General features: G+C 53.1%; 14 protein-coding genes. 1 reads left to right on the forward strand and 13 read right to left on the reverse strand.

Translation table 11 applies throughout. The features are described 5' to 3' along the window. Positions 1-24: 24 nt before the first annotated feature. From IEY53_RS10390 to IEY53_RS10450, 13 genes are all read right to left on the reverse strand, one after another. Positions 25-417: a VOC family protein gene (locus tag IEY53_RS10390; protein WP_189024601.1), complete on the reverse strand. Its 393-nt coding sequence runs from the start codon at positions 415-417 to the stop codon at positions 25-27. After that, positions 407-898 (reverse strand): DinB family protein, encoded by a 492-nt coding sequence (locus IEY53_RS10395; protein ID WP_189024603.1) that lies wholly within the window; start codon positions 896-898, stop codon positions 407-409. The genes IEY53_RS10390 and IEY53_RS10395 overlap by 11 nt, the downstream gene beginning before the upstream one ends. Next, entirely contained in the window at positions 895-2,376 is a 1,482-nt protein-coding gene (locus IEY53_RS10400) for a carboxylesterase/lipase family protein (protein WP_189024605.1), read from the reverse strand. Before IEY53_RS10400 ends, IEY53_RS10395 begins: the two co-directional genes overlap by 4 nt. A gap of 18 nt (positions 2,377-2,394) precedes the next feature. Further along, positions 2,395-3,546, reverse strand: a complete 1,152-nt coding sequence (locus IEY53_RS10405) for an AI-2E family transporter (protein WP_189024607.1) — start codon at positions 3,544-3,546, stop codon at positions 2,395-2,397. Positions 3,547-3,764: 218 nt separating this feature from the next. Next, positions 3,765-5,636 carry a DUF2264 domain-containing protein gene (locus IEY53_RS10410; protein WP_189024609.1) on the reverse strand — a complete coding sequence of 624 codons (1,872 nt, stop codon included), beginning with the start codon at positions 5,634-5,636 and terminating at the stop codon, positions 3,765-3,767. 74 nt (positions 5,637-5,710) lie between these two features. Continuing rightward, a complete protein-coding gene (locus tag IEY53_RS10415; RefSeq protein ID WP_189024611.1) occupies positions 5,711-6,847 on the reverse strand; it encodes a glycoside hydrolase family 88 protein in 1,137 nt (378 codons plus the stop codon). A 101-nt stretch (positions 6,848-6,948) separates the two neighbouring features. Continuing rightward, positions 6,949-8,751, reverse strand: a complete 1,803-nt coding sequence (locus IEY53_RS10420) for a heparinase II/III family protein (RefSeq protein WP_189024613.1) — start codon at positions 8,749-8,751, stop codon at positions 6,949-6,951. A gap of 29 nt (positions 8,752-8,780) precedes the next feature. Further along, positions 8,781-10,388 carry a response regulator transcription factor gene (locus IEY53_RS10425; RefSeq protein ID WP_189024615.1) on the reverse strand — a complete coding sequence of 536 codons (1,608 nt, stop codon included), beginning with the start codon at positions 10,386-10,388 and terminating at the stop codon, positions 8,781-8,783. Continuing rightward, entirely contained in the window at positions 10,381-12,189 is a 1,809-nt protein-coding gene (locus IEY53_RS10430; RefSeq protein WP_308424217.1) for a cache domain-containing sensor histidine kinase, read from the reverse strand. Before IEY53_RS10430 ends, IEY53_RS10425 begins: the two co-directional genes overlap by 8 nt. A gap of 96 nt (positions 12,190-12,285) precedes the next feature. Then, entirely contained in the window at positions 12,286-13,692 is a 1,407-nt protein-coding gene (locus tag IEY53_RS10435; protein ID WP_189024619.1) for an ABC transporter substrate-binding protein, read from the reverse strand. A gap of 117 nt (positions 13,693-13,809) precedes the next feature. Continuing rightward, on the reverse strand, positions 13,810-14,649 hold the full coding sequence (locus IEY53_RS10440) for a carbohydrate ABC transporter permease (protein WP_189024621.1): 840 nt from the start codon (positions 14,647-14,649) through the stop codon (positions 13,810-13,812). Positions 14,650-14,675: 26 nt separating this feature from the next. Next, positions 14,676-15,617, reverse strand: a complete 942-nt coding sequence (locus IEY53_RS10445) for a carbohydrate ABC transporter permease (RefSeq protein ID WP_189024622.1) — start codon at positions 15,615-15,617, stop codon at positions 14,676-14,678. A gap of 126 nt (positions 15,618-15,743) precedes the next feature. Then, positions 15,744-16,379: a TetR/AcrR family transcriptional regulator gene (locus IEY53_RS10450; protein ID WP_189024623.1), complete on the reverse strand. Its 636-nt coding sequence runs from the start codon at positions 16,377-16,379 to the stop codon at positions 15,744-15,746. A 252-nt stretch (positions 16,380-16,631) separates the two neighbouring features. On the opposite strand from IEY53_RS10450, the gene IEY53_RS10455 reads away from it, so the two are divergent. Then, a complete protein-coding gene (locus IEY53_RS10455) occupies positions 16,632-18,026 on the forward strand; it encodes a glycoside hydrolase family 1 protein (protein ID WP_189024624.1) in 1,395 nt (464 codons plus the stop codon). The last annotated feature ends 16 nt before the right edge of the window (positions 18,027-18,042 follow it).

The following is an 18,042-nucleotide window of genomic DNA, read 5'->3' on the forward strand; positions in this document are numbered from 1 at the left end:
ATAGGCGTTTTTACGCATCATGTATCACTTCCACACACTCATGCGTTCCGCTAAATTCGAAGTATGCAGTTCCAGCCGGGTGCCATCCGGGTCCAGGAAATTAACCGACCAGCCTATGCCGCGTTTAACAGGCCCTCTTGTAATTGGAATGTTATAAGTTCGCAGAATCTCTACCGCCTCTGCAAAATGGTCTTCTTCAATCGAGAAGGCGATGTGATCAATTCCTGCTGCATTCAAGACAGGTTCCACATATTCCGGCTGCTCCACAAGACAAATCCAGGCGCTGCCCCACTCCAGATATGCATCTTTGTTTCCTTTATGAACGACTTGCAACCCCAGAACTTCAGTATAAAAATGTAAGGATTCCCGAAGATTCTTCACGTTCACCGTCAGGTGGTTGAAACCCTTAACCTTCATAGGAATCCAGCCGGGTAAATGTAATATAATCCGTATTCACGGGCTCATGTCCCTCCAGCCTCAGATAGGAGGAAATCTGGCCGCGATGGTAGCTTCCATGCAGGGCTACATGGCTAAGGATATCCAGAATCGTCGTGCTGAACAGAATACCCTTGCTGGTGCGGTAAGATACGGCGGTGTTTAAGCCGGCATCATCAAGCGGCGAAAGAAAACTCAGATATCCTTCATGATTGTCCCTGACCAGCTGCCCGCAATCTTCAAGTCGTGTCAGCGGCCATATATTCAGCGCCGAGCTGTCTCTTCCGTTCAGACGTTCGAGCCATACTTTTTCCGCAGAGAGCAAGTGGCCAAAAAGGGTGATGAGCTTCTCAGGGAGTGCCTCCGCCCCCTGAAGCGCCAGCAGAATCTCATTATTGGCCCAGTGGACATGCGTAAACAAACGAAGCAGATGATCACGTTGGGCCTGCTGTGCAGCAGTCATAGGCTGTTCCCCATATTGCGGATCAGGCGTCTACGCTTCTCCGGGTCCGGATCATGAACAATACGGCTGTCACCATCGAATACCAGGGTAGCCCGCCCTTTTCGTTGATACGGCGGCCAAGGCAGCTCCGGTGTTCCCGGATCTCCCCGGTGCGCAAAAGCCAGCCACGCCCCCTGCATGGCTTCCGACAGCCTAGTGATAGCCGGAGTGACCTCCACACCCAGCCGCTGCAACACGGACAGGTTATTAAATACATAGGCAATCTCTGCACCATGCACGGCTTTGCCGAGTAAAGGATGGCCCGGGGAGGTCCAGTCGAACCGGTACATCCAGACCGGTGCATGATCCAGCTGATTCTGGGCAAAGGAGACGGAGTTGATCCAGAAATAGAGGTCCGTCAGAATCTCAGCCTGTCCTTCCCAGGAAGCCGGATAATGCTGTGCGATGTCGGACAGATCCCCTGTCCCCATCAGCATCTCCAGCGCTTTCAGCGATTGTTCAAAATCCGCCTGTGGCGCTCCCTCCCGGAAGAAGAGGTTGCCTTCATCCCGATTGGTGCCGATCAGCAGCGGGATCCCCTTGGCCGATCCTCCCGCTACGGCTGCTGCCGGGTCCTCCGGCAGCGAAAGAGGCTCAATGACCGGCTGGAACAACATGCTCAGCGAGCCGCCGGTCAGCTTAAGCGTCATCCGCTCCGCCGCTTCCAGTATACGCTCCGCCGGAAGCGTGTTCAGCAGCCCGCGGTCACCGCCTGGGGAGACGCCAAGCTCGGCCAGCAGCGCTGCCGCGATCTCTTCGCCCTGCCGGGGCGGCAGCGTCTGTGCCGCTCCGCTCTGCATGATCGCCCCGGCGATCAAGCCCTCCGCCGCCGGCATCGCCAGCAGGGCAGCAATGCTCATGCTGCCTGCAGACTCGCCGAATACGGTCACGCGCTGCGGATCGCCGCCAAAAGCGCCGATATTGCCCCGCACCCATTGCAGTGCCGCAATCTGGTCAAGCAGGCCCTGGTTGGAAGCGAACCCTTCTCCAAGCTGGGACAAATGCAGAAACCCGAAGGGGCCAAGGCGATAATTGATGGAGACAACAATGACGTTGCCCCGGGCAACCAGGGAACTGCCATCAAACAGCGGCTGGCTCCCGGAGCCGGTCACAAAGGTACCTCCATGAATCCAGACCATCACCGGCAGTCCTTCCCCGCCACCGGCAGGTGACCAGATATTCAGGTACAGGCAGTCTTCGGAGTGTTGCGGCCGGGTCCCGCCGAACCTTGTGCCTCTGGAATCCGCAGGCTGATGGCTGACCGGCCCGAACTCGAACGCCTCCCTGACCGTACTCCAGCTTTCGGGGGGCTGGGGGGCGCGGAAACGGAGAGCCCCTACCGGGGGAGCCGCAAAAGGAATGCCGCGCCAGACATTCACCCCGTTCTCCTGCCTTCCGGCGACTTTACCGTAAGCGGTTGTTATAATCGGTCCTTCCATAACCATCATCCTTTCGTCTTATTCCTTGTTCTCGTCAATTTTGTACAGCCCCGAACGGAACTGGAACCACTGGAAGAGGTGGGTAACGACCACCTTGAACACTGCATAACCCGGTACGGCGAGGATAATCCCGACCACGCCAAACATTTTGCCCGCGAACAAAATGACAAAAATAATCGTAATCGGGTGAACCTTCAGTGATTTACCCATAATTTGCGGAGAGATGAACTTGCCTTCAATCAGTTGGACAGCCGTCCAGACGATGATCATTTTGACCAGCATAAACGGCGATGTGACCAGGGCCACAATCAAAGCGGGAGTAATGGCAATCGCCGGACCAAGATAGGGAACCACCGCCGTACAGGCTGCGGCAATCGCCAGCACAAGCGAATATTGCAGGCCGATAATCAGGTAACCGACATAGAGCAGCGCCCCGATGCAGCAGCTGACAATGATCTGCCCCCGGATGTAGGAAGCCACTTTGCTGTTCATTTCCGACATCACCATCCGGGTCTGCGGCTGCAGGCTGTCAGGGATGAATTTTACGATAAAGTCAGGCAGCTTTTTACCGTCACGGAGCAGATAGAACAGAATAAACGGAGTCGTCACAAGCGCCAGAATAATCTCCGTAATTGCCCCCACAACGTTGCCGACGCCATTTAAGGCATTGTTCAGAAAAGAGGTTGCCCACGTGGTAACCCGGCTCGTAATTTCAGTGAAGTCCATTCCCACATTCTGCTGAATTTGCCCGAATAGCTTACTGCCCGTCAGATCAATGAATTGTGCCTGAATCTGATCACTGTATTCCGGAAAATTATCGATCAGCTCCAGCAGCTGGCTGCGGATCATAGGGATGACTGTCAGCAATATGAGTGTAATAATGCCCGCGATCAGCAGAAATAGAATCACAATGCCATAAGTACGTTTCACTTTGCTTCTTCGCTCCAGCCGGTCCACCAGCGGATTCAGCAGATAATAAGCAATTCCCGACAACAGCAGCGGTGCCGCTACCGTGTGCAGCAATACGGAAAACGGCTTAAAAAGGAACGGCAGCTTGGAGAAAATGAGCACATTTACGCCAATCAGCATTAAAACAAGTAAAAAAACAACAAATTTATTGTTCAGAAAAAATTTTCTGAATTTCTCGGGCCAAACCTGCAGCCTCTCCATTAGGTATCCCCCTGACCTGTTCTGCTTGGATGATGTGATTTTTTGCACTTTTAAATAGCATAGTCAACGCGGGGGGCGTTAGTCAAATGAATACATACGAACCCTCCCTGCTTCCCAGGCAGACCTAAGCTTTCCCTCTATAATAATCCTCAGCTTCAGAAAAATAAACAGCCCGGGGGCCGAAGAATTTCGGTGCCGGGCTGTCTGTTAATAGGTACTTATGAAAACACACGGTCAGAACGGTCGAGCGGGATATCGATCTTGTTACCGCCGGCTGTAGTGATGCTTATCTCGTGCTCGCCGATACTGAAATTTAATTGCTCTGCCGGAGATAGAGGTTTCACCGCTCCCTGTCCCGGTTCCCCCAAAACGGCTGCAATCAGAAAATGGGTTCCGGGCTTAAGATTGGCCATTAAAGTAGGAATGACCGTACGCGGCTGAAGGACATTGGTGTTGGTACTCGGCCGAATGCATTCGGCCTTCGAATAACCCGACAGACTGCGAATCGCGCTCGTCCCAAGACTGCAGCTTGCCGTTATTCCCGTTCCTTCCGTATCCCTGTCCTCTTGCAGATCCGCTTCCAGGCCCAGCGCAAATCCGCCTTCTGCGGCCTCGAGGGCCCTTGCGGTATGTATCCGGTGAATACGGATATGCCAGGGAAGTCCGGCAATAATCCAGCTCTGGATCTCGACATCGGACCAAGGCTTCCATTTGGAGAACAGCACATTGTCCTCAATCTGCGAGACTTCGTTCTGCCTCCGTACCCGGTACAGATTGTCGCCGGCCTCACTGAGCGCCAGCATAGAATCAAAGGCGCCTTGACCGATGCCCCATTCCGATCGCGGAACACTGAACCCAAAAGCCGTCGAATAAGCAAACTTCTCATATTTGGCCGAGGTATGCGTGTGGTCATTGGTTCCTAAATGCCCGCTGTTGAACGCAGCGACATGTCCGGAACCGCTGTCCCGGCAGAACACCAGATGCGCCGGCTTTTGGACAGCCAGCTCCGGCAGCTGCGGGAGCGGCAGCTCTTCCGACTGCCAGAAGGGATGCTCCGCCGGCAGGGCCAACGGCAAAAATGACTTGAGCGCCCAATAAGGCGATCCGGGCGAATTATAGTTCTCGGCCATAACCAGGTTCGGATAGGCATACCCGATCGTCAGCAGACCACCGTCATCCACAATGCCCTGGCGGAACCACCAACGCAAATTACGCAGCACCAGACCTTTCAGCACGCCCGGGGACAACACATCCACCTCGGCATAGGCAAGCGCTCCCCAGAACGCAGACTGGGCGAACCGGTACGCCAGACTCCGGCCATAAGGAAGTGCGGAACCGTCAGGTGCGAACCACTGCAGGAATTCTCCGGCGAACACCCCCGCCCGATCCTTGAACAAGCGGGCACGTTCAGGGTCTTCATCCCCCAGAAGCCGGGCATACAGCAGCCCATAATAATGAAAAGCAAAAGGCACATAATAATCCGCATGTCCGCCAACACCGTCGCTGTACCAGCCTTCGGTCAAATAGAAATCGTCAATGCGCTTCAGATTATTCTCCAGCTGTTCCGCGTCATATTCAAGCCCCGCTTTGCGGAAGCCCATATTGACCAGGATGTTAAAAAACAGCCAGTTGCAGTCATAACAGGGATGCCCATTGATTTGATTCAGCCACCGGTACAGATTGGAGCGTTCCCGCTCGTTCAGCGGACCCCAAATCCGTTCCGGGATCAGCGACAGGGCAAAACCAAAGGCCGCCATCTCCACAAGCCGCTGGTCATAATCCCCGACCTCGCCCCAGTATTCCTTATGTTCAGGATCGGTTCCATTCCGGATGCCCTCCAGGCACAGCTCCCAGAATTGATCCTCACCGTCTCCGGCCAGCAAGGGCACTACACCCCAAAGCACCCGGGAGAACCCTTCCATCTCGGCAACCGCAGGCCCGTAATGCACTCCGGTAATCCCCAGCTTCAGCCGGGCCCGTCCTTCGCTGTAATACGGTTTGAGCGGATATACAAGCTGTCTTACGGCCTCTTGCACATCCTCTTTGGTGATTAGCGGATTGGCCGCAATGGCCCCCCGATGGTTGCTCATCGATATCACTCCTGTAGTGGCAGAGGGTTACTCCGCCGGATTGAATTACGCTCTATAGTCACTATGGATTTAAGCTATTCCCAGTAAAAAGGCCCCTTGCCTTTCAGACGGGCCAATCCTTCGACATAAAAGAAGTCCCCGTAGATGAGCGGCACATCGATGTTCTGGCCGGCCGGATAGTTGCTGGTGCCGGAACGGATCAGCCCTTCTTCGTCATCATTGTCCCAGGTGCCGTAGCCTCTGTAGAGCGATTCCAGCATACGGACGGCAGGTTCCCGGTAGACGGAGCCTTCAACGCCGCCTATCTTGTCTGCCAGCAGCAACAGGCCGCTGGCCGCACAAGCTCCGGCTGACGAGTCGCGTAGCTGCCGCGAGTCGTCTGGAGCGCGGAAGTCCCACTGCGGCACATGATCCTCGGGCAGACGGGCAAGGAAGAAATGCGCTACCTGCTGCGCCGTGTGGAGATACTCCACCCTGCCGGTGTGATGGTAAGCCAGGGTCAGGCCGTAAATCGCCCATGCTGTTCCACGTGACCAGGCCGAATCGGCCGCATAACCCTGGCCGCCGATACCCTCGATGAACGCTCCGGTGTCCGGGTCAAACCGGACAATATGGTAGACCGACCCGTCCGGGCGGATGAAATGCTTCACCACAGTATCCATATGGGCTTCGGCAATATGGCGGTAACGCGGATCACCGCTGACCCCGGACGCCCAGAACAGCAGCGGCATATTCATGGCACAATCGATGATCGCATATCCTCTGTTGTCTTCGCCCTCATACCAGGGATTCCAGGCTCTGATGAAGTTGCCTTTCAGATTAAAGCGGGCCGCAAGATAATTCGCCGCCTTAAGCGCACGCACTCTGGACACCTCATGGCCGAGCAGCTTATAGGAAGCTACGCTGGTTAAAGTCCACATGAAGCCCAGATCATGGTCCAGCCGCACATACTCGTCCAGCACGGCATCCAGCCGCTGCTCACATGCCTCGGCGATGCTTCTCAGGGATTCATCGCGGCTCTCATTGTAGAGCAGCCACAGCTGGCCCGGCCAGAACCCGGCCGTCCACCAAAAGGGCTGCTCCAGTACATATTTTCCGCCTTGGCTGGCATGGGGAAATTCCGCACCAATCCTCAGGCTGTTGCGCTTTGTTTTATCCAGAGCACGGCTCCATGCTTCTTCTACCCATTCCAGCTTCATTTCTGCTGTCATCTATAGCCACCGCCATTCTTCAAATATAATGAAAAGCCATATAGGTTGAGCAAAAGAAATGCCCCATCCGCATAAGAGAACTATGGTGAATGTTTGGACTTCTAGGATAACGAGAATTGAAATTCAAAAGTATACCGCACGGATTCAGCACAGGCTCTAGCCTGAAAATCCACGCCATACCAGGTCTTCTTGGCCCCGTAGTGATCACTGAAGGTATGCTCGGAGATTTCCGGCTGGAGCAGGCCTTCATCATATATAATCTGCAGATCCCGCCCATCCGGGCCTTTCAGTACAACCATTCCCTCCCCCGGAACAGCAGGACACAACGTGACTATACGCTCAACCAGCTTGCCCGGAGCCTCCTTAAAGGAGAACTCATCGCTCAGCGTCAGGGATACCGGACCCTCCTTATGCCACTCGAAGGAACGGGTGAACCGCTCCAGTCCGCTGTACCTATAAGCCTGCGTGAGATCCAGCTGCAGTACATCCTTCTCCTTGCCCGCGGAAGCTTCCAGAACTACGGCATAAGCCTCTGGCCCCGCTGTCTGGAATTGGCCGTCTATGATGGGGACGGAATGACCTTGGGAGCCATTGCAATCGTAAGAGTACCTCATCGCCCCAAAGTATCCCGCTGTATACTCTCCGCTTCCCAGATCGGAGACATAGGCGTTTCCGTCAGCGGCAATAATGAACTGTCCCAGATCATTATGATTGTGCGGCTCATCGTTATGGCCGCCCTTGGCCGCGAACCCGAACGTGCTGTTCCCTTGACGGCAGCGGGACAAAAGCCACTGTGCATCAGGCAGATAATAGCTGTCCATTGCCCATTCTGTGTGTGCTTGCTTCGTATCCTTCCAGAGCAAATTGCGCAGGGCCGGAGCCCACCGGCTGCAATGATCCTCCGTATAGGCTGCGCGCAGCGATACCGGAGGGGCTTCCACTTCCGGAAATCTGGCAGCAACATAATGACTCAGTCCCAGATACACCTGCCCAACCGGCTGGGAATCGGAGAAGTTGGCCACCAGTTCGCCGCCCAGAAAACAGGTCTGTTGAAACTTGGCAATGTTCCTGACCTTCTCCTCCCGAAACCAGCTGATCCGGCCCCGGCTGCGCTTATCCGCCAGATCCGCATAATAGACAAAGTAACCGAAGCCGTAATTCCAGTATCCGAGCCCCTCCAGGCAAGCCCCGTCTTCGCCGAAGCCTTTAAGATAATAACCCAGACTGCGCTCCACCTTCAGCAGAATATCGGCAAGCTGCGAGGGTTCGCTGGCCAGAAGCAGTGCTGCACAGCCGATCGAGCCTGCACACACGGCCGACCAGTTATGCTCGGCCGTCTCCCAGAAGTAGGGACCTCCGGTCAGATAAGGCTCGAACAGCCGCTTGCCGACTTCCTGCCTGATCCGAAGCCGCAGCAAAGGCGGCAGACGTTCTCCCAGGAGACAATGAATTTCACTAAGTGCAAACCCGGTCTCCGCCGAGAACAAATCAATGGTCCCGGCAATTCCCGATTCCCCCAAATGTGCCGGAAGACACCAGGTGTACTCGTTGCATATAGCCCACAGGATTTCTTGAAGCCGTTCAACAGGTTCTGCTTCCGCTGGCTCCAGCAAAGCGAGAAAGACATAGGTATTCAGCATTCTTCTGCGTTCAAAATAAACACGCTCATATTCCAGCCTTGATCCGGTGCGGCCGAAGATGGAGAACAGCGCATAGGTAAGCTCAGGAACTGGCTGGGTCCGCAGCCTTTCCCCTTCTGCCCGTATCTCCGCCACCTCTTCCGCGTAGAGCGGAGATTCCCGCACCTTGCGCCAGAAGCCCTCCTGATCCCCATCCGGATAATACAGCCGCAGATCCGCCGGTTCCATTCCGGAGATGATGGCCAGCAACGTTGTCTTGTCCATGATAAGCCTTCCTTCCAGGCAAGCAGAGCCTATCCCCGGTACTCTGCCGGAGTCACACCTGCATGCGTCTTGAATGTCTTAATGAAATAGCTTTGATTGTCATACCCCAGCTGCTCACAGATTTCCCCAACCGTACAAGGTGTTCCATCCAGCAATTCCTTGGCCCGTTCCATTTTGAGTCTCGTTACGTATTCAATAAAGGTGCTCCCGGTTTCCTTCTTGAACAGTCTGCTGAAATAGCTTGCATTCAAATGCAGGTGATCTGCCACTTCGTCCAGACTGATCCGTGATCCCAGCCGCAACGAGACATACTGGCAGGCTTCCGTCACCTCCGCCCGTTTGCTGGCCCCGGCACCCGCGCCTTTGGCCGCCGCTGCCGACTCCAGATGTTTGTTCAGCCATTCCTGCAATGCCGGCAGCGAATCCAGCTCAACGATCTCCTTATGCAGCGTATCAGCCGAATAAGCGGGTCTTACCGACTGCAGCGAATGCAGCTTCAGCTTCAGGTCAAGCAGCAGCTTGAGCGTCCAGTCCTTGACCATTTCGGGCGGATATTTGTCCCGCCGGATCAGTGCAACCCATTTCTCCGAGACTTCGCGCGCCAGGGCGGGATGGCGGCCGAGCAGGACCTCCCTAAGCTCGCTGCTGGCCTGGTCATAATAAGCGAACAGACTGGGGCTTCCGGCCTCGCTCACCACCGGTTTGCTCCTCACAATTTCTCCCTGCTGGAGATAAAAACGTTGTTCCCCGCCGCCCAGCAAATGGTTCAGCTGCTGCTTCAGGCGCTCCGGCGAATCGCAGCCTTCACCGATGATGAACGACATGTGAAGCTTGAGCACCTTGAACAGCGTAGACTGGATAAGCTTCAGGCTGTCTGCCGCTTCGGCATAAATATTATATTTGAGGCCAGGCTTATAAGAGAACAGCAGAAAGGAGTCCTGGGCGGTGTACCCCACATGCAGGGCCCGTGGTTTCAGACCGTCCAGGACCTCATTCATTACATTGCTGATGGCAAAATGCAAGGTCTGATCGGAAGAGAAGCGGTATTTCACTTGATGGTAATCCTCCAGATAGACCATCACGGGCAGGCAGGCCTCCCCTCCGGCAAACAGCCCGTATTCCGCCGCCTCGCTGCGCCATTTCTCGGGAGAGAGCAGCGGCTGGTGGATAAAGTTCTTGATGTTCTGTTCCTTGCGCAGCTCCCGCGACTCGACCACCAGGTGTTTCATCCGCGTGTTCTCCCAGCCGGCCCGTGTTTCCTCATCCAGCGTCTCCTTGAACCGGCACAGCAGCTGCACCAGGTCTTCCGGGTCCAGCGCATCCTTCAGGAGATAGTCCTGGACATTCAGCCGCATGGCGGCCTGGGCATATTGAAATTCATTGTGGCAGGATAAAATCGCAATTCGTACACAAGGTTTCTGCTCCTTGATTCTTGCAGATAGCTCAAGCCCGTTCATACGCGGCATCCCGATATCCGTAATCAGAATATCCGGCATTTCCTGCTGTGCATGCTCCCAGGCGCTGTGCCCGTTCTCATGGGTCCCCATCAAGCGGAAGCCCAGCGTCTCCCACTGAATGGCGCCAGACAACAGCTCAAGAACCGGATAATCATCGTCCACCAGCATGACACTATACATCGTGTTGCTCCTCCCTGTATGGTATGTGCATCTCGATGACCGTGCCGGTTCCCGGCTTGCTGCGCACCGCGATGGCGAACCCGTCCCCAAACAGCATCCTCATCCGTTCAACAACATTATGCAGCCCCATCCCGGAAAAAGATCCCTTCGCTTCTTCCTTGCCCGAAGCCGTATCTTCACCCGCTGCGATTTTGCGGCTGATGCCAGCCAGCTCGTCTTCATTCATCCCCCGTCCATTATCCTGAACAGTCAGGACAAGGACCTGTTCCTTCATGGCCGCTGTTATACAGATCAGCCCCGGCTGCTGGCTGAGTCCATGAATCAGGGCGTTCTCGACCAGCGGCTGCAGGAAAAAGCGCGGCACTTTGATCAGAAATGCTTCCGGAGCGATTTCCAGCTGCAGCCGGGCCTCTTCCTTTTGCCGCAAATTCATCAGACCGACGTAATGCGACACCAGATCGATTTCCTCATGCAGGAAGATTTCATCCTCCTCCCGGCTAATCGTCATGCGCAGCAGCATGGAGAGGGAACCGATCATTTTGGCGCTTTCCGGATCTCCCCGCTTCATGACCTTCATGCGGATGGAATTCAGCACATTAAAGAGGAAATGCGGGTTGATCTGGGCCTGGAGCATTTTCAGCTCTGCTTTGCGCTTGCGCGCCTGGGTGTCCGACACTTCGGATATCATTTCCTGTACCCGGTCCAGCATCTGGTCGAACAGGAAGCCCAGCCGGCCAATCTCATCATTGCCCCTGACCCCGGAGCGCACCAGCAGGTTGCCCCGCTGCACCGCCGTTGTGGCCTTGCCCAGCCGCATCAGCGGCTGGGTAAACGCTCTCACCAGCGTGATGAGCAGCAGCAGAAACACAACAAAAGAAAGGAGCTGAATAACAAAGACCCGGTTAAATATCGAGCTGATATTCACAATGCTGTCTTTATAGGGCTGCATCAACACCAGCTTCCAGCCGACGGAGGATACCGGCTGCTGCGCGACCAGGAACTTCTCCCCCTTAATGGACAGCACCGAAGTCCCCTTCATGCCGGCAATCGCTTCGGAGTGCGGGAATGGCCTGCCAAGGCTGTTCGGATCTGCACTCGATACAATCATCCCTGATTCATCCAGCAGCACGACCTTTTGTCCGCCTGACAGATTGTCGAAGATGCCGTGAAGCTGGTCCTCCATAATGGTGACAGCTACATAGCCATAAATCTCGGTACTGTCCAGCCGCAGCGTCCGGGCAACCGTAACCTGATACGGATGATCAAACTTGTCGTAGGAGAAATCCGTCTCTTCCGCCCCGATCCAGTAAGAATCCAGTCCGCGGAGTCCCGTCAGCTCCTCGAACCAGGGTTTTCGCTCCAGATCCCCCGGATTAAAGTCACTGACTGAATAATTCATGAAATAGGAGCCGTTATTAAGCAGGACGGTGACATAGCTTTGTTCGCCGGCGACCGTCAGGCTGTCAAGCTGCTCCAGCACCCGGTTGGCGTTCATAAACCTCTGGTACGGGTCCTTGTCCTCATTGCCGGAGGCAACCAGCTTGAAGTAGGCCTTTAAGCCGGGATTGACCTGGACATAGTTAGCGATCATAAGCATGCCCTTCAGCCGGTTGGTCACGGCACCGTTAACCAGCTGCAGCGAATCATCGGCATTTGTGATAGCCTGGTGCTTCACCGCCTCCTGGGTAAGGGAATTATAGATAATCAAAGTGAAGGCCGTTGGCACAAGAATACAGGTAATTGCAGCCAGCATCAGCTTATGGCGGATGGATTTAGGGGCCAGCTCTCTCAGTTTATTCAACGTAATGTCCCCCTTAACAATAAAAAAAGAGGGGGACGCGAGTCCGCCCCCAATCCCGGATACAATCCTGTATCCGTTTACAAGCATTATAACAAACTATTTTTTGTTGGCGTCTATAATTTTGTTCACACGCTCCTGGGAGTTTTTAACCGTAGTGTCAACATCCTGGTTGCCGAGAATCATTTTCTCATATTCTTCATTAATCGCTTTATAGACCTCGGATTGATAGGTAGCCGGAGGAATAATTGCCGATGCTTTGGACGCCACCAGGGTAGCTACCAGAGATTCCTTGTCAACCTTCTCGGGGTTTTTGGTGCCCGAAAGAATCGTGTCGATAATGCCAGTCACCTGGTCAGAGGTCACCTTGCTCCAGGCCGGAATGTTTTTGCCTTGCACCAGCTGCCCTTCGGTCGTGTACCAGCGGACAAATTTATAGGCAGCTTCTTTGTGCTCTGATTTGGCGGCTACAGCCACATAGTCTGTTGTTACCGGCGTCAATCCATTTTCGTCGCCAGGCTTATTTTTGGGGAATGGAGCAACGGCCACATTAAAGTTAAGTGGTACCTTGTCCGTTCCGCCGATTTCCGTATTCATCCAGCTGCCGATCAGCAGCATGCTCGCGGATTCGTTGAAGAACTGTGTCCGGTAAGCCAGCTTTTGCGAGATCATGTCGGTATAGGGAACAGAGGACTGATCTTCTTTTTCCATACGGAGTCTCAGCTCAAGGGTTTCCTTGAAGTTGGGGTCGTCCAGGTTGGAGGTGCCATCCGCTTTCAGAAATTCTGCATTTTGCGGCTGATTCTCCAGCTTGAGCTTCAGAAATTCCATCCATCCCCCTGCCTGCGGGCCATGGAAGTACGTTCCGTAACGTTTTTGGGCACCTTCGCCTTTGGTCAGCTTTTGGGCATAGTCGGCAAAATCATCCCAAGTCCAGTCCTTCGGAACTTCAAGACCGGCCTCGTCCAGATGGTTTTTGTTTAGCAGCACATACCATGGATTGAACTTGCCCGGTAGCGCATAGACTTTGCCGTCCAGATGTGTGTCCACCTTGTAGTCTTCTTCCACTTTATAGCCGTCTTTGGCAATGAATTCATCAAGCGGCTCGGCCATGCCGAGTGCGACACGCTGGGCATATCCTGCGGCATCACTGAACATCAGAATATCCATCTGTGCGGAGGATGCGGCCTCAAGATCAAGTTTCTTGAAGGCTTCCTGGGTATCACCTTTCTCACTGAGCTGCACTAGCTCTACTGTGACATTGGGTTCTACCTTTTTATAAGCTTCCAGCGTGTGTTTCCAGTTGTAGGCTTCTTCTGTTCCGTAGGTGTACAAGCGCAGATTCAAGTTTTCTCCACTGCCCGTATTCGGACCGCCGGCTTCCGGCGCAGCTGCCCCGTTCCCTTCTGCAGCCTGATTAGTATTGCCTGCACCCCCGCAGCCGGACAACAAACTTAACATCAGAGCCCCCGTCATTGCGCCAGCCCATACTTTTCTTTTTACCATGATACCCCTCCTAGGTGATGAATCACTGTCTCACAAGCAAATTATAGAATACGCTTTCATAAGCGACATGAAACAATATTTACTTCTTTTGAATTATTTTGACTTCATTTTGTGATCTTAGCCTTTTACCCCGCCAAGAGCAATTCCTTCAATTACACTCTTTTGGCCAATAATGAAGACGATAATGAGTGGAAGAATCGCAGACACCGCCGCCGCCATTATCAGGGAATAGAACTCGCCGCTCATCGACGTAAATTTCTGTACGGCAATCGGCAAGGTCAGCAGCTGGTCGCTGCGGATAAAAATCAGCGGATTCGTGTAATCATTCCAGGTCCAGATAAACCGCAGAATCGCATATGTAGCCACTGCAGGTTTGACCAGGGGAAGGGCTATCGACCAGAAGATCCGGGGGTGGCCCGCGCCGTCGATTTTGGCAGATTCTATGAATTCCTGATGCAACCCCATAAAAAACTGCCTGAGCATAAAGGTCCCGAGTACGCTGAAGCTGCCGAGCAAAATCAGGCCCAGATGGCTGTCAAACAGCCCGATATTGCGGTACAGAATAAATTGCGGAATCAGAATGGCCTGTCCCGGTATCATATAGGTAATCAGGACAATCAGGAACAGGAAGTTGCTGGCTTTGAATTTGATCTTGGAGAAGCCGTAGGCTGCCATTGCCGAAACCAGGCATGACAACAACGTCGTGGTCACCCCAACCTTAATCGAGTTCCAGTAATATGTGGTAAAAGGATATTGCCCGAACCACACCTCCTTGTAATTTTCAATCACATTCCACTGCTTCGGAATCCACTGGATGGGATAAGTAAACACCTCCGACTCTACTTTAAATGAGGTAACCAGCATCCATATAAAAGGCAGCAGGAACAAAATACTTCCCGCAAACATCACGATTGTTACAATAACCTTGCGGAAGTCCAGGCCTTCGCGCATTTCCATACTCGCCCACTCCTTTATGTTCTCTCTTAATAATTGACCCATTTCTTCTGTGCGAACCATTGGCCGAGCGTAATCAGCAGCACGAACAGGAACAGCACTACCGCAATGGATGAAGCATATCCGACCTTAAGATTAACAAAAGCCGTGTCATACAAATACCAGACCATCATGGTCGTGGAGCCGATCGGACCGCCTTGTGTCATCACTGCAATGATATCAAACACTTTGAAGGTTGAAATGATACCGGTTACAAGCAGGAAAAACGAAGTCGGCGACAGCAGCGGGAAAGTAATCCGTCTGAACTTGGTCCAGCCATTCGCTCCGTCGATATCGGCGGCTTCGTACAGATCCTTGGGGATGGACTGAAGACCGGCAATATAGATAATCAGGTTGAAGCCGATGGATATCCAGATGGAAATCATCATGATCGAGATCAAGGCGAAATTCGGGTCGGCAATCCATTTCGGCGGGTCCGAGATACCGATTGCTTTTAACATTTCGTTAATCGGACCGTAGGAAGGCTGGAAGAGCACCTGCCATACCACCGCAACAGCCACCGTCATGGACACGTAAGGAACGAAGTAGGCGATCTTGAAGTAGCTTTTGAAATATACATACCGGTCAATCAAAATAGCCAATACCATGGAGACCAGCATGTAGATCGGTACCGTCAGCAGAAAAATAATATTGTTGCGCACCGAACGGATAAACATCTCATCTTCCAGCAGGTTGATAAAGTTCTGGAAGCCTACCCAGCGGATGCCTTCCCAGCCTTGTACAAAGTTCCAGTCGGCAAAGCCGAGCACCAGGGTAGCGATGATTGGAATCAGCACCAGAATGGATACGCCGATCAGCATCGGGCTTACGAACAGAAAGCCGGCGAGTGTCTCGCCCTTTTGAAGCGACCAGGCTTTGCGTCCCCCCGCAGCCGGCGGCTTTTTCGTTAAAGTCTCAATATTTTGCCCCATTGTCTGCACCTCAATTGTTTCGTTATGGTCACGCTTATCTATGTATTGATTATAAAAAAAATACCGTCAGCACTTTGACGGTATTTTGATCATATTCACGCTAATTTTTACTTCTTGCCTTACGCTCTACACTGAGTGCTGCCAGGTCAAAGCCGTTTCCAGTGTGCCCGCGATCGTTTCAAGGATTTCCGCGGCAGAGTGCCCGCTCTCATCCTCGATTCTTTCACCATGCATCGCCATTCGCTGCACCAGCGCGATTGTAGCATTGACCATCGAGATGAACAGCAGCCGGAACTGGGCCGTATCGGGAAGGGTGCCATCCCGGATGCCTTCCTCTAAATATCTGCTGTACCACCCCTTGCTGTAGATGCTCAGCCCCTCTGAATGGCTGGGGCGAATAAAGCTCTCATATTGGTCGAACATCATCGTAAACCGGAGCTCGTCCTTAAATTGCTCATAGAACTTCAGACTCGAACGAAAGATGAAGCGGCATTTCTCAAGCCCTGTGCTGCCCTTCACCTGCTCATCTAAATAGGCTCTGAATTTGTGAAGAATGGATTCCTGCACTTTGCTCAGGATGTCGGCCAGGGATTTGAAATGTTTATAAAAAGTGACCCGGCTGGTTGCCGCGCGTCTGACAATATCTACAATTGTGGTGCTCTCAATTCCCTTTTCAAGGACCAGCTGAAATGCGGATTCCAGCAAGTCGGTTCTTCGGCTGTCATTGCGATGAGGATGACTCGACAGCGCAGCTGTCTCCATAGCTAACCCAACCTTTCATATCATTCACTTGAGCCATTATAATTGCCCAGAGCGCATTTAAACTTGGATAATTCATAATAACATAAAACCCTTGTAATCTTGATTGACACCACGTAAACCCCCAAGTTACACTAACTATAGTTTACAGGGTGTCAATCCCTGAAGAATCTTCTCCATTCATTGAGTTCTATCGTATTTATCGGTAGCAGCCAAGATCAAGGAATTCATACATAACCGAAAGGAACGATTGACATGGCCAAGACGGCATTCCAGGAAGGATTTCTATGGGGGAGCTCCGCATCTGCCCATCAGATGGAAGGCGCATGGAGTGCCGGAGGCAAAGGGCCTTCTGTCTATGACATCATGCCTGTCCAGGAAGGCAGGTCCGATTTTAGCACTGCCATTGATTTTTATCATAGATACAAAGAAGATATCGCGCTTTTTGCCGAAATGGGGATGAAATGCTTCCGCTTCTCTATCTCCTGGTCCAGAGTCATCCCTGACGGGGAAGGGGACGTGAACGAGCAAGGGCTGGACTTCTACGAGAATGTAATAGACGAGCTCTTGAGCCACGGGATCGAGCCTATGATCTGTATGTATCATTACGACATGCCGCTCGATTTGCAGGACAAATATAAGGGTTGGATCTCCAGAAAAACAGTGGATGCCTTTGAGACCTATGTTCAGGCCGTGGTCGAGCGCCTGGGGCATAAGGTCAAATACTGGTTGCCGTTCAGCCAGCAGAACGCCAGCGCTTTTGCGGGATTCCTTGCCGGCACGGCTCACCTTGATGAAGCTGCGATAAATAAGCAGATTCCGCAGATGCAGCACCATATCCATATCGCTTCTTCCATTCTGGTAAAAGCAGTAAAAGCGAAATATCCCGGGGCCAAGGTGGGCGGCATGATTCATTATATTCCCTTTTACCCGGCAACCTGCAAACCGGAGGATGTACTGGCGGCGCAGAAGTTGACGGAAGCTCTGCATTTCCATACCTCTGATGTTATGGTCCATGGACATTACCCGGCTGGCCTTACCGCTGCCTGGGAGAAGGCGAAGACCCATCCGGTCATGGAAGAAGGCGATATGGAGCTCCTGGCGGCGCATACCGTTGATTTCCTGGCTTTCAGCTATTACTACACCATGCTCGTTACCGGAGACGAAGGGGTAAAGTCATCGCCGAGTTGCCTGTTACAGCGGTTCTCCAGCATTCTTAAGGGCATGGAGCAGAATCCGTACCTTGAGACTACCGAATGGGGTTGGACTATTGACCCGACCGGGCTCCGTAACGCCATGCTGAGCATGTACAGCAGATACCGCCTCCCGCTCTTCCTTGCCGAATGCGGAATTGGAGTAAAGGAGAAATTAAATGTCGGACAAACGGTGGAGGACGATTACAGAATCGGCTATCTCGCCAGCCATATTGAACAAGCCAGACTGGCCGTTCAAGAGGATGGTGTCGACTGCATGGGTTTCCTGAGCTGGGGACCCCTCGATATGCTGAGCTCCCAAGGTCAAATGTCCAAACGTTACGGTTTCATTTATGTAGACCGTGATGAGACGAATCTGCGGGACCTGAGGCGGTATAAAAAGAAAAGCTTTGAGTGGTATCGTGAAGTAATCCGCACTAACGGGGAGCATTTATAGCACAATGTTTCAATCT

Source organism: Paenibacillus albidus (assembly GCF_014644435.1).
In the GTDB taxonomy this organism is placed as follows: Bacteria; Bacillota; Bacilli; order Paenibacillales; family Paenibacillaceae; genus Paenibacillus_AQ; species Paenibacillus_AQ albidus.

What these genes read in the sequence shown, in the direction of transcription:
- IEY53_RS10405 (WP_189024607.1), bottom strand. Translation starts at nt 3,546, where the DNA reads ATGGAGAGGCTGCAGGTTTGGCCCGAGAAATTCAGAAAATTTTTTCTG.
- IEY53_RS10400 (WP_189024605.1), bottom strand. Translation starts at nt 2,376, where the DNA reads ATGGAAGGACCGATTATAACAACCGCTTACGGTAAAGTCGCCGGAAGG.
- IEY53_RS10410 (WP_189024609.1), bottom strand. Translation starts at nt 5,636, where the DNA reads ATGAGCAACCATCGGGGGGCCATTGCGGCCAATCCGCTAATCACCAAA.
- IEY53_RS10455 (WP_189024624.1), top strand. Translation starts at nt 16,632, where the DNA reads ATGGCCAAGACGGCATTCCAGGAAGGATTTCTATGGGGGAGCTCCGCA.
- IEY53_RS10390 (WP_189024601.1), bottom strand. Translation starts at nt 417, where the DNA reads ATGAAGGTTAAGGGTTTCAACCACCTGACGGTGAACGTGAAGAATCTT.
- IEY53_RS10440 (WP_189024621.1), bottom strand. Translation starts at nt 14,649, where the DNA reads ATGGAAATGCGCGAAGGCCTGGACTTCCGCAAGGTTATTGTAACAATC.
- IEY53_RS10435 (WP_189024619.1), bottom strand. Translation starts at nt 13,692, where the DNA reads ATGGTAAAAAGAAAAGTATGGGCTGGCGCAATGACGGGGGCTCTGATG.
- IEY53_RS10420 (WP_189024613.1), bottom strand. Translation starts at nt 8,751, where the DNA reads ATGGACAAGACAACGTTGCTGGCCATCATCTCCGGAATGGAACCGGCG.
- IEY53_RS10425 (WP_189024615.1), bottom strand. Translation starts at nt 10,388, where the DNA reads ATGTATAGTGTCATGCTGGTGGACGATGATTATCCGGTTCTTGAGCTG.
- IEY53_RS10450 (WP_189024623.1), bottom strand. Translation starts at nt 16,379, where the DNA reads ATGGAGACAGCTGCGCTGTCGAGTCATCCTCATCGCAATGACAGCCGA.
- IEY53_RS10395 (WP_189024603.1), bottom strand. Translation starts at nt 898, where the DNA reads ATGACTGCTGCACAGCAGGCCCAACGTGATCATCTGCTTCGTTTGTTT.
- IEY53_RS10445 (WP_189024622.1), bottom strand. Translation starts at nt 15,617, where the DNA reads ATGGGGCAAAATATTGAGACTTTAACGAAAAAGCCGCCGGCTGCGGGG.
- IEY53_RS10415 (WP_189024611.1), bottom strand. Translation starts at nt 6,847, where the DNA reads ATGACAGCAGAAATGAAGCTGGAATGGGTAGAAGAAGCATGGAGCCGT.